The organism is Paenibacillus tepidiphilus (assembly GCF_008635795.1).
Classification (GTDB): Bacteria; Bacillota; Bacilli; order Paenibacillales; family Paenibacillaceae; genus Paenibacillus_AQ; species Paenibacillus_AQ tepidiphilus.
The window spans coordinates 79,596-92,218 of sequence record NZ_VWRQ01000014.1 but is presented as its reverse complement, the minus strand read 5'-3'; the positions used below and the strand labels follow the sequence as shown (position 1 = coordinate 92,218).

The window sequence follows — 12,623 nt, the reverse complement described above, 5'->3', positions numbered from 1 at the left end:
CCGGCTCTTGCTGTGCTTAAGCTGCCGTTATAGGCTTCAGTATACCTCAGGCTTAGGCCGGACCGGGCACCAGGCTCAGGGAAAAGTCCTGCGGCCCATCCGGACTTCCGCCCACCCGCAGCAGGCCGTCGCCGGACCGTTCCACCAGCGGCTGCGACCCTGGCTCCGGCCGCTGAAGATCCAGCGAGAAGACAAAGGCCGCCTGCTGCAGCTTGGCGAAATGAATGCCGGTACGCGGACCGGAATACAGAATCATATCCAGGTGGAGTCCCCGTTCATCCCTGAGCATCTCCCATCTCAGACTGCGCTTCGGGTCCGGACAGGCACTGAACGCCGCGAACCAGGTGGTCAGGGTCACTTCGGTATCTCCGATGACAAGTAGGGCCCCGTCTTCACCCGCTTGAACGGTTACTCCCTCCTGTGCCCCGCCGATCTCCAGCATCAGCCGTAAATCCTCCGCCTCAATCACCCCTCCGGTAGGGTCCAGGTTCGGATGCGTATCACCGCCGTTCGTAATAAAGTCGATGCCAAACAGTACCTCTCCCTGACTCTGCCGGGACTTGAAGCGGGCGGAGCAGTAATCATAGCCGTCATGCAGGCAGCGGAGCCGGAGATACACCGGCGATCCGCTGTTGTCGATGTACGCCAGCAGCGGCCTTCTTTGATTCCAGAAATCGCTGTGGGTGAAGGAGCCGATGCTGTATTGCGGGGTTGTGAACGTCACCGCATAACGGCCGGTGCCGTTCTTCTCCTCGCCCTCGTACCATTGTCTGATTTCCTTGACAGCGGGGTCGGTGAAGCAGCCCAGATAGGCGGCGGGGCACTCCATTCCGCTCCGGTACCATTCCTCCTCATAGGGAAGCTCCGCCCAGTCAAAGAATCGCACGGCACCCCGGGTCGTCAGCTGCAGGAAGGCCCTTCCCTGGCCATGCAGCAGGGTCTCGTAACAGCGCGCGTGCGGGCCGGACCACTGGCCGGTTGCCGGATGATAATGCCCTGCGACGCTCCGCCAGGTCAGATCGAGCAGCTCCTCGCACAGCCCTTTGACGAGCGGGTCCGCCGTCTCGGCACGCAGCTTGGACAGCTCCAGAATGGCAATGTAGGTATAGACCGGGCTGTTATATTCCTGAAAAGCGCCGCGTACCCGCGTATAGTCAACTAATTTCTGCAGCCGCTGCAGCCCGTATTCCGCAAAGTCACCGCGCCCGAGCTGTTCTCCGGCAATCCTCGTCACCAGCGCCCCGATGATGGCGATATTGGTGTAGTCCGGGCCGACGTTGCGGCGGATAATGGCTTCGCAGGCGTTGTCGATGGCCTGGATCATGTCTTCACGCAGCGCCTCCGGCAAGCGGTGCCCATGCCGCGCGAGCGCCTGGACCAGCCGGCTGCCGCAGAAGTCGGCCCAATTCCAGTCCGGCGGCGACATTTGCGCGAGCGGCTCCTCATAGAACCAGGACCAGATGCCGAACGTATCGCGGCTGCGGTCGGTATCCTGCAGTGAAACGACCTTGCCGATGATGCCGAAGGCACGCTGCTCATAACGTTCTAGCTCCGTGTCCAGCAGACCCAGAGCATAGGACAGGGAGTCCCGGGTGGAATGAATGAATTCGGCCTCCCGGATCGTTGTATGATAACCCGGACTGCTGAACGGTGAACGCAGCAGGCGGAGCTCCGGGTTGTAGCGCTCCTCGTAGGCCTCCATTTTGCGGATCAGCATAGCCCGCTCATCGAGGGTTGCGTCCCTGTTACGTGTTGTTTCTGTTTCTTTCATCGCTTGGCTTCCTCCCTTTCCCGGAGGGAATGGTATTGATTCAGGCATACAGACTGAGTGCCTGCGTCAGCAATTGCATGGTTAATCCCTGACCATAAAGCGTCGGATAGACCGGAATTTTGTTATAAGCCTCTACTGAAGGCATGACGGGCGTACCGCCCGATACTCCCCGCACCTCGCCGTCCTCCCCAATCAGCGGAAGGATGCCGGGCACCGCCCGCTTCACGCATTCCAGATATGAGGATTCCAGTAGTCCGCTCCTGACGCCCTCGATGAAGCCGCAGGCGATGCCTGCACTTGCCGAGGTCTCCGTGACCGTGTCCGGCCGGTCCAGCACAGTATGCCAGAGTCCCTCCGGGGTCTGGGTGGCCCGTAGTCCCGATGCCAGCGCCGCGTACCGGCTGTACAGCTCCTCCGGGATGGTCACCATTCCCTGAATTTCCGTAGCAATCTGCGGCACCGCCAGCACAATCCAGGCGTTGGCCCGGGCCCACCGTACGGCTGACATATGGCTGCCTTCCCGGCTGCTCCAGCCATGGAACAAGAGTCCACTGTGCGTATCCTGCAAGAGCTGCAGATGCAGCAGCGTCTGCGCTGCCGCCCCTTCCGCATACCGCTGTTCCCCTGTCTCTCCGGCCAGCCGCGCCAGGAACAGCACGGCCATATAGACAGTGTCGGCCCATACCTGCTCGGGAAAGGACGCATTCTCGGTGACGGTATGCTCCAGCGCACCTTCGCGGGTGCGCGGCGCTTCGGTGAGCAGCCAGTCCGCTGCCTCTTCCGCCTCGCGCAGAAGCCGCTCATCCTTGGTCAGCCGGTACAGCCCCGGATACACCGCGTAAGGGGCGAATGCATTGATGACACGGGTGCTTTCGGCTTTGTGCTTGTTGCGGTGCACCCACTCCAGACAGTAACCGACAGCTTCAGCCGCTCCCGCCGCTGTGCCGTATTCGAACAGCGAACCCACACCTACGCCGGGAACCCAGTCCCAGTGATGGATATCCATCCCCCAGTTGCCGCTGTGCCGCTCATCGGTCATGTAGCGGAACAGGGTCTCCAGCGTTTTTTGCATTTTATGCCTAGTGTTCAGCACAGATTATGCCTCCCCGATTGAAATCCGGCTCTGCCGTTTCCGCCTGAACCGGGGAGATCCCCCGGAAGGGCAGTTCTCCGAAGAGTGCCGAGATAAGCACCTCCATCGTATCTTCATGAAGCGAATAGGCGTTGACGAGCGCATCCAGAAACGGCATATCCCGCAGCAAATAGGGTGTAGCAAACGAAATGCCGATCGGGCGGATGGTCTCCGCATGCTGCATCGCCCAGCTGGCCTTGGCCGCCTCACCCACAGGACGTGCGGTATTCATCATCCCGTGCAGCGGCAGAAAATACGGCGCAAAAGCGGCATCCCAGCGCATTCCGGCCTGCTCCCATTTCCACACCGTGTTCAGCGGCTCGAATTCCTCGAGAATATCGACCTCCAGGCCGCGCGCCTGCAGCAGCTCGATGAACCGGTCCATCCGGCCGTATTTGCGCCCTTCCGTCACTTTATTCAGCTTGATGACCAATACCCTCTTGGTCTTCTGCGGGTCCAGCGGCAGCAGGCCTCCGTGGTTGCGGACCAGTGTGACAGAGCGCTCAGCCAGCGTGCGGCTTAAGCCCCGCACCACTGTATCCTGCTCCGGTGCCAGCCTGTCATTGATGAGCGGGGCAGCCTGCGGATCGCGCCCGCCGGCATCAAGATGCTGGACACCGAGCGCTGCCTTCAGCCCGAGCACGCGCCGCACGCTTTCGTCCAGCCGCTCCATGGTGACGCTTCCACTCCGGAGCGCGTGCTCCATCGTCTCGAAGTAACGTACGCCCGGCCACAGCAGCACATCCGTCCCGGCGTTGAAGCAGTCGACGATTCGCCGCTCGTACGCCCCCCAGCCCAGGAAGCCGCCCATATCCAGTGCGTCCGAGAGAACTACCCCCTCAAAGCCCAGCCGTGTGCGCAGCAAATCGGTGGTAATCCGCCGCGATACCGTTGCCGGTACGGGCCGCCCTTCCTGATACCCCTCCAGCCACGGCAGCGCGATATGACCGGTCATCATGGTCCACACGCCTTCTTCAATCATCCGCCGGGTCACCTGTCCATAGGTCGCGAACCACTCTTCTTCTGACAAGCTGTTGATGGTAGTGACGATATGCTGATCCCGGCAATCCACGCCATCCCCGGGAAAATGCTTGGCGCAGGCTGCCAGTCCATAGTCCTGCATCCCCCGCACAACGGCGGCAGCTAGACGGGCGGTGCGCTCCGGCTCGTCGCCGAGACAGCGTGTCGTAATCACCGGATTCATCCAGTTCAGTAGCAGATCGGTTCCCGGTGCCAGCGCCCAGGTAAACCCGGCGGCTCTGCCTTCTATAGCGGTGTATTTGCCGTACGCATAGGCGAGCTCCTCGTCATCGGCGGCGGCCAGCGCGAGCAGCGGCGGGAAATCGGTGAGGCTTCTCACCGCCGAGCCGGCCCCGAACTCCAGATCGCCCGAGAACAAGAGCGGATACTTGCTGAGGCGCTGCATCCGCTCAGCGGCATCCCGGTAATCCGCCGCCTTGCCCGCTGCCCTCTGGATCACCTCGCCCCCGATGAAGAAGCTGCCCACCGGGTATTCTTCCAGATAAGCCTTGAGAGCGGCTTCATCCCGCCCGTCAACCGGCAGCCGCCCGGCATGATCCTGCATCGTCTGGCCGATTTTCTCGCGCAGGCTCATGGAGGCCAGTGTCTGCTCCACCCAATCTTGCGCTTCCTTGCTTAGTTGCCTTGGCATATTCCCATATCCCCCCGCTGTTTGCTACCCCCAGTGTACCGAAATCGGACTGGACGCTAAATAAAGCCAGCTACGAAATAAGTTTAAAATTCTACGGCGTTTCCGGCACATATGTGCCGCATGCTTGCCGGTTGTTTGATCAATCCTCTGGTCAAGATGTTAGTCATGATGCTAGTTATATAAGGGCAATACTGTTCGCAGACGGCAGTTGGAAAATCACCACTTAATTTGACCTGTATGGAGGATAATCACAGACTTAGTTGGATATCCGCCACTTAATATAGGTGAAAAGTAGTAATCCAATCAATTTCAACCAAATTAAGTGGAGATAATCCAATTAAATTGTTGAAATCAGCAATATAGGCAGAATTAGTGTGCCAAAATCAAACTAAGCTTCTCCCGTTCATCCATTCGCACCCTCAGGAAGCCGCATGCTTCAAGTTACTCCAAAAAAGAGCCCCGCCGCCTGATATTCAGACGCACACGGGGCACTTATTCCGGCACAAGCGGGGCCATCAGTGACCGCCTAATAGCTTCTCCACCGCCCAACGGGCCGGATCCGTAACCGGTTCAGGCTCTCTGCCTCCCAGCGTACCCGTCCAGTAACCGGTTCAGATTCCCCGGCGCCCAGCAGACCCGTCCGGTAACCGGTTCAGATTCCCCGGCGCCCAGCGCACCCGACTGGTAACCGGTTCAGATTCCCCGGCGCCCAATGGGCCGGGCGAGGCGCCTAGCTCACCGCTCCTTCATGGATAAACAGCAGGCCGGACGGCTGCAATTTTCAGCAAGCTTCAAAGCAAGCCTCGCGCCCCCTCAGGGCAATGGAACATTCAAGGTGACCGTCAGCTTGTTATTCTCCTTGTTCATCTCGCCGTAGCGCCAGATATCGTTCACGAAGAAGGTAATCTGGTAATCGCCGATGGTCGGAATGGTCCAGCGCGGCGTGCCCTGGGCGCTGCTGTTGGCCGTCAGGATCACCTCTTCGCCCGGCTGGATGACGCCGGTGTGCGTATCAGTCCAGGAGACGGTTCCGCCGTCCACCGAGAAGACGCCGCCGGTAATCATTCCGGCTCCCGTAGAGCTGTTCAGCGGCGTCGGACGAACGCCGATGTTCTTCACCTTGGCCCAGAAGATCAGGGAATCGCCAAGCTGCGGCGTGGTGTGGGCGGATGGGCTGCCGTCCGCGTTCACAATATTCCAGCCGATATCAGTCACAATCATATCGGGCCCCGGAACCGGAAGCGTAGCTTCATAGCCCTCAAATTCAAAGCCGTGGACCACTACCCGTCCGGCGGTGTTGCGGATTTCGATCCGGTGCAGGCCATATGGCAGCCCGGTCAGCTCATAGACCACCTTATCGTCGCCCTCAAGGCCGGCCTGAGGGATGACAATGGTCTGCTTATATTCGCCGTCCACGTACACCTCGGCGCTGCCCATGTCGCTCTTGATATCCGACCGCCAGCGGATGCCGGTGCCGTTGAAATGGAACACCGCTGACGCCTCCGGCGCGTACGTCACATGGGAGACTCCGCTCGGCGCGGTCTCGAAGCCGGTATAGTCGATGTAAGCATTATTGTGCTCTACCGGGTACCAGGAGGCCACCGGGACATATGCGCCTTCGTCCAGCCGGAAATAGTCCAGATTGGCGCCGTTGCCGCCCGAAGTGAAGCTGATCGTGTTGTACCCCGGCTGCAGCGTAATGCCGTATTGGCGGGCGGTAATGTTCGTGGTCCAGCTGCCTGTAGACGGCAGGGTAACCGTGGATTGCTTCACCCCGTTGACATAGATGTTCTTCTTCGACTCCTGGCTGGATGCATAGGCTATGCTCAGCGTGTAGCTTCCGCCCGCCGCCGAATAGAAGCCCTCAATGGCGATAGGACCGGCATGGGTCTGCTCCACCACCTTGCCGCCCGAAGCACCGCTGTTGTTGCCGATCTTCAGCGGCAGGGCAAAGGTTGCCGCCTCGGCCTCAAATTTACCCGGATCGCCGTAGACATGCGGGGTTACTGTGATGGCTGGTGTGGTGGCGGAAGCCGCCGGACTAAGCGGGGACACATTGCCGGAATCGTCGACGGCCTGCACGGTGTAGCTGTAGGCCGTACTTGGCGCCACCGTATAATCGCTCCAGAAGGTAATCCGCCCCGGTACAGTAACCACCGGCACAGTCCCGCCGTTGCGGTAGACGCTATAGCTGACCACGGCGTCATTGTCCGTAGCCGCCGTCCAGGCCAGCTTGATCTGGTCATGGCTGAGCGCCTGTGCCGTCAGGCCCGCTGGAGCGGTTGGCGCAACGTGCTCCGGCTGCTCCAGGATATACTGCACCGTCTCCCCTGCGCCGAGCGTGACCGTGAGCGTAAGCTCCGGTACCGCTGTGAGCTGCACGGTAGAATGGGCGGTGGCATACGTATTGCCAGCCCCGTACACGTCGCCGGCATAGACGCCGCTGCTTGGCATCGCCACCTTCACCTGCATCGTAAGCGGCTCCCGCTCGAAGTTCACGAAATTGAGCAGAATTTTGTCCGCCGCAGCACCAACCGCCGATGGCTCCAGCGCCGAGGTATCCACCGCGCGGAAATACGCCTTCTTGCCGGTCAGGGCGGAGTCATTCAGCAGCTCATAGCTTAAGGGACTGCCATGGGTGGCATACGCCGCCGCCAGCCGGCGGAAGGTCTTGAGCCGTGTCTCACCTGCCTCACCGCTGTGGGCCGGAACGGCCTCCGTATCTTCAAACCGGTGGGTATTCCAGTTGATATCTGACCGGAACAATCCAAATTCGGTGCCATCGTTGAAGAAGGCGGCATGCTGCATAATGTGATCGGCATAGCCTATGTCGGCACGCATCTCACGGTCGAAGGCGGAGGCGAACCGGTAAGCGTACGTGCCGTACTTCGTGTTGTCGGTATGGTTGTCATTGGCTCCCGTCTCGCTCATCGCCATCTCTTTGCCGAAGCCCTCCTCCGCCTCGCTGTAGACGCGCAGATTCTCATACAGCGCTGCACCGGGCAGCGGCTGTACCCCGGTGCCGCCGTAGCTGTGCCCGTTGGTGATATCCGACATCTCCTCAATGGGACGGCGCGCTTCAGCATCGCGTTCCCAGCCGTCGGGGATGCCATTGTAAGGCCAGTAGGCCCAACCGGGGGCTACTATCTTCAGATAAGGCTGGCTGTTCAGTTGCCGCTGTTCGTCCATCAGCTCATGGATGGCCAGCACGGCCTGCTGCGACCAGCCGAACAGCCCCGGCTCATTGCCGGTCTCGGCGTATTCGTAGAGATCTCCGAACTTGGTTACGAAATTGGCATAATAGGTCCGGAGCGCCGCAGGAATCGTTCCGGCTGCCAGCTCAGTGTTGCTCTTCCAGTTTGCCCCGATGATGTTGACCATCGGCGCAAGATTCAGATCGCGCAGCGTAGCCAGGTAGTTCCGGCCCTGCGGGTCCCAGCCGGTGCTCGTGTCCGACCAGAAGGAGGCGCGCATCCAGTTGCCGCTGTAGGCAATGCCCAGCCATTTCGCCATCGGCGACAGGTGCCGGATGGCGTTCTCGTCATACCTGAACGTGGAAGCGGCCAGCGTGGTGCCCAAATGGACATAACGCCCGTGGATCGGCTCTTCCGCTGCTCGTGATAGCGCTTCCAGTTTCAGGTAGTCCCATTCGAACCACAAATATTGATCCCCGGTATAACCGGCAGCCTGCGGATTGGCATACACTCCGGGGTCAAGCGCCAGCTCCAGCACATTGATGCCCGTCTGCAGCTGCTCTTTGGGGATGTAGAGCTTGTAGGTTTCCTTCCAGGTATGCTCCGGCACCGTTTCGCCGTTGTTCAGCCCGGCAATCTGCAGCAGCCCGCTCATTTGGCCGTTCGCAAAGACGGCAAGCTGGGGAATGGCGGTACTCGCATCAATCACCTTGAGGCTGAGCTGAACGCCGTGCACCGGTATCGCCCTTAAATTAAATGACAGGCTCATCGTACCGTTAATATCGGCCTTCATTCCGCGGGGCAGCTGCCCCAGGATGCCGGGCCCGAGCGGCAGAGATAGCTCGCTGTAAACGTCATTGTACACGGTAAATTCTGCGGAGCTGTTATCGGCAGTCCCCACCTGCCATAGCATTCTCCTTGCTCCGTACACATCTTCGCCGACAGAAGGCCCATAAGCGCCCCCGGCAACCATGGACCCTTCAGATACAGGAGCGGACAAAGGAGTCTCCGGCACGGCTGTCTCAGCCTGGGACAAGGCGGCCGATGGTACAGCCGGCGAAAGAAAGGTAATCAGCATAAGCAACAGAACGAGCAGTGATGCGGGTTTTTTCTGAATTCGCACAATTAACACCCTCTTCTTTTAATGATAAGATTCGGGCAACCAAACGGCTGGCTTGGCGAATAGGAACACCCGGTACCGAAAGAGACAAGCGGCCATTCGAGAATGACTCCACCTTCTACTCGCGGATACCGGGTCTGCTGCTGCTGTTAGTGCTTATTTGGCGGCCAAAAATGCATCCATCTGCGCCTGCAGCTCATTAATCACAGCGTCGATTCCCGCCGCTTTGAGCTTGGCGTTCATTTCCTTCAGTACCGGTTCAGGGTCCTTCTCGCCGGAGAAAAGCGTATTCTTGTACTGCTTGGTAATATTGATCAGCGCACCGATCTGCGACTGCACCTTAGTGGAGTCAAAGACAAAGCCGATGACCGGGGACACCCGGGAATTCTTGTTCCATTCGGTATACAGCTCGACACGGCGCGGGTCTTCGTCCTTGTTCAGGTAGTTGAGCAGCACATTGCCGATCATCCAGGAGGATACCGAGTTGTAACCGCTGTCCGGAATGAACTCTACCGTATTTTCGCTGACCTTCTTATAGTGTTTGCCTTCAATGCCGAAGGTGAGCAGATTATACAGCACCGGATCGGTGTGGATCAGATTCATGAACATCATGGCCCGTTCAGGATTCTTCGAGGTGCGGGAGATGGCAAGCATCGAGCCCTGTAGACTCTTCGTGCTGACCTGCACCGGCAGCAGAGTCTTGATCAGCATCGGCTTCTCGGCCAGGCGGGTCCAGTCATTGGTGGACGTAGGGTTCATGTTACCGTAGACGAACCACGATTTACCGCTCTTCACCGCATCCTTCAGCTCGGTCTTGTCGGTGGCACCGTTCTTGTTGATATAGCCCGCTTCATACCATTTGCGGATCAGCTTCAGCCGCTCCAGCATTTCCGGGGTGTCGTATTCGTTGAACACCTTCATCGTTTTGTAATCGAGCAGGGTCGGGATTTCATTGCTGCCGTCGAGGTCTTCACTTTCCGGGTAGGCGGTGAACCAGTGCAGACTGTCCGTATGGTTCATGAACAGCGGCGTCATCGCCGGCTCCTTCTCTTTGATCGTTTGCAGCATCGGCTCGATATCTTCAAGCTTCTTGATACTGTTCACATCGAAGCCGTACTTGTCGACAATCGCCTTGTCAAAAGCGAACCCGACCGATTGCCCCAGCTCTTTTTCCGTTGGAACCGCATACAAATGTCCATTTACGGTAGCCGCCTGCAAATAAGCGGGATTAATCTGGGCCTTGGTTTCTTTGGCGTACTGCTCCAGCAGCTCTTCCAGCGGCAGATAGGCGCCTTTGGCTGCATTCGTCATGAAGTTCCAGGTATAGACCATATCGAAGACTTCGCCGGACTGGATCATCAGGTTGACCTTATCCGCCGGTTTATCCCAGCTTAGCTGGTTGATTTTGATGGTGGCATTGATCTTGTCTTTAAGATAATCATTGATCGCCTGTTCCACGGAAGCTACATCCTTATCGGGTCCGCCCGGCAGATAGAGGGACAATTCCACCTGTTCCAGCTCCGAAGAAGACGCCGGTTCATCCTTGTTACCCGAAGTTTCAGGCGCTGCCGTTGTCTCTGTGCTTTCGGCGCTCTTCACAGGCGTTGCCGTGTTGCCAGAATTGCCGTTGTTACTGTTATTGCCGCCGCACCCGCTGAGCGTAAGTCCAATCATCAGCACCAGTGACAGCAGGAGACCTGTGCCTTTTTTGCTAGCCATCCATTTTCCTCCCCTTCTAAAAGAACCAATATATGCTAACCGGCATAATCCGGGTTTAGCCTTTGATGGAGCCAAGCGTCAGGCCTTTGATAAAATAACGCTGGAAGAACGGATACGCCAGCACAATCGGACCGATGCCGATCAGCGCCATGGCCATCCGGATCGTTTCACCCGGCAATTTGGCCAGCTCGGTGGCCGAGCCTTGGATGAGCGCCCCGTTGCGGCTCAGGTAGTCCGCCTGGGAGATCATTTTGTACATCAGATATTGCAGGGAGTAGAGATCGGTGTCGGTCACGAAGATCATACTGTTGAACCAGTCGTTCCAGTAATGCAGCGTGTTGAACAGCCCGATGGTGGCGAATACCGGCAGGGACAGCGGAAAAACAATCCGGAAGAAGGTCCGCAGCTCGCCCGCCCCGTCGATCTTCGACGCTTCAATCAGCGCCGCCGGTACGCTCATCTGGAAGTAGGTCTTCATAATCAGCACATTGAACGGCGACAGCAGCATTGGCACGATCAGCGCCCAGACGGTATTCTTGAGATCCAGTGCCTGTGTGTAGACCATATACCAGGGCACCAGTCCCCCGCCGAACAGCATGGTGAAGAAGATCAGAAAGGCGAAGACGCCGCGGTAACGGAAATCTGCACGCGAGATCGGATAGGCGTAAAGCGACGTGATCAGCACACTGAGCAGGGTTCCGGTTACCGTTACGAAGATGGATACACCGTACGCTTTTACAATGACGGAATAGTCCTTGAAAATATAAGCATATGCCTCCAGACTAAGCTCCTTCGGAAAGAACTGGTATCCGTTCAGTACGATGGAGTCATAGTCGGTAATCGAAATCATAAAGACGAGGATGATCGGCAGCAGGCAGGCCAGCGTCATCAGGATAAAAATCACGTGCAGCACAATATTGGTCGTTCTCGATATCTCATTATTGGTCAATGTACTTCCTCCTTTCTTAGAGGCAAGCTCGTTTAGAATACCGCCTGATCCTTGTCGAGTCTCCGGACAATCCAGTTCGAGCCCAGCACCAGGAAGAATCCGACGACCGATTGATACAGTCCCGCCGCAGCCGACATGCCCAGGTTACCCATGTTAATCAGCGCATTATAGACATACGTGTCGATGACCAGCGTGGTCGGATACAGAGCACCTGAATTCAGTGTGGTCTGATAGAATAGCCCGAAATCTGAGCGGAAGATGCCGCCGATGGCCAGGATGGTTGTAATAATAATGACCGGGCGGATCAGCGGAATGGTGATATGGACAATCTGCTTCCATTTGCTTGCGCCGTCGATCAGGGCAGCCTCGTAATACTCGCTGTCGATGCCGATAATCGCCGCCAGGTAGATGACACACCCGTAGCCGACCCCTTTCCAGAGGTTGATCAGCGGCAGAATAAACGGCCAGTATTTCGGCTCGGAGTACCAGTTCAGCTCGTTCAGGCCAAACAGGGACAGGACGCCTTTATTAATGAAACCGTATTCAACATTGAGAAAGGCGAACACCAGATAGCTGACCACGACCATGGACAGAAAGTAGGGAAAGAACATGATGCTTTGATAAAATTTAGCTGCAAGCTTATTCCGCAGTTCATTGAGGGCAATCGCCACAGCCACCGCAATCACCAGATTGAACACGATAAACACAAAATTATAGAGCACGGTGTTCCGGGTAATGATCCAGGCGTCGGAAGTGGCGAACAGAAACTTGAAATTGTCGAGCCCCACCCACGGACTGCCCAGAATCCCGTCCACGTAGTTGATATTCTTGAAGGCAATAATGATGCCGAACATCGGCAGATAGTTGTTGATAAGCAAAAAGATGACGCCCGGCAGCAGCATCAGCAGCAGCACTTTGTGCTTCCACAGATGCCTGAACACCGTGGACCTTCTTACTTGTCTGCGGACCGGCGACTCCTGCGCGGCGCTTAACACACTCCTCTTCTCCTGAGCAATCATTTCCTACGCCTCCCGTTTCTTCAAGCATGGTCTCTCTTCCATGATCT

Annotated in this window: 7 protein-coding genes; all 7 read right to left on the bottom strand. The window is 57.7% G+C overall.

Features of this window, described 5'->3' with window-relative positions; translation table 11 throughout:
• Positions 1–52: 52 nt before the first annotated feature.
• Entirely contained in the window at positions 53–1,771 is a 1,719-nt protein-coding gene (locus tag F1379_RS18185; RefSeq protein WP_150272406.1) for a hypothetical protein, read from the bottom strand.
• A gap of 40 nt (positions 1,772–1,811) precedes the next feature.
• The gene (locus F1379_RS18180) at positions 1,812–2,864 is read right to left on the bottom strand and encodes a glycoside hydrolase family 88 protein (RefSeq protein ID WP_239004722.1); all 1,053 of its coding nucleotides are present in this window, start codon (positions 2,862–2,864) and stop codon (positions 1,812–1,814) included.
• The gene (locus F1379_RS18175; RefSeq protein ID WP_150272404.1) at positions 2,851–4,575 is read right to left on the bottom strand and encodes a glycoside hydrolase family 3 protein; all 1,725 of its coding nucleotides are present in this window, start codon (positions 4,573–4,575) and stop codon (positions 2,851–2,853) included. Before F1379_RS18175 ends, F1379_RS18180 begins: the two co-directional genes overlap by 14 nt.
• An 813-nt stretch (positions 4,576–5,388) precedes the next feature.
• Positions 5,389–8,892: a carbohydrate-binding domain-containing protein gene (locus tag F1379_RS18170; protein WP_150272402.1), complete on the bottom strand. Its 3,504-nt coding sequence runs from the start codon at positions 8,890–8,892 to the stop codon at positions 5,389–5,391.
• 153 nt (positions 8,893–9,045) lie between these two features.
• Positions 9,046–10,608 (bottom strand): ABC transporter substrate-binding protein, encoded by a 1,563-nt coding sequence (locus F1379_RS18165; protein WP_150272400.1) that lies wholly within the window; start codon positions 10,606–10,608, stop codon positions 9,046–9,048.
• Between the two features lie 55 nt (positions 10,609–10,663).
• On the bottom strand, positions 10,664–11,557 hold the full coding sequence (locus tag F1379_RS18160; protein WP_150272398.1) for a carbohydrate ABC transporter permease: 894 nt from the start codon (positions 11,555–11,557) through the stop codon (positions 10,664–10,666).
• A 32-nt stretch (positions 11,558–11,589) separates the two neighbouring features.
• A complete protein-coding gene (locus tag F1379_RS18155) occupies positions 11,590–12,576 on the bottom strand; it encodes an ABC transporter permease (protein WP_150272396.1) in 987 nt (328 codons plus the stop codon).
• Positions 12,577–12,623 lie beyond the last annotated feature (47 nt).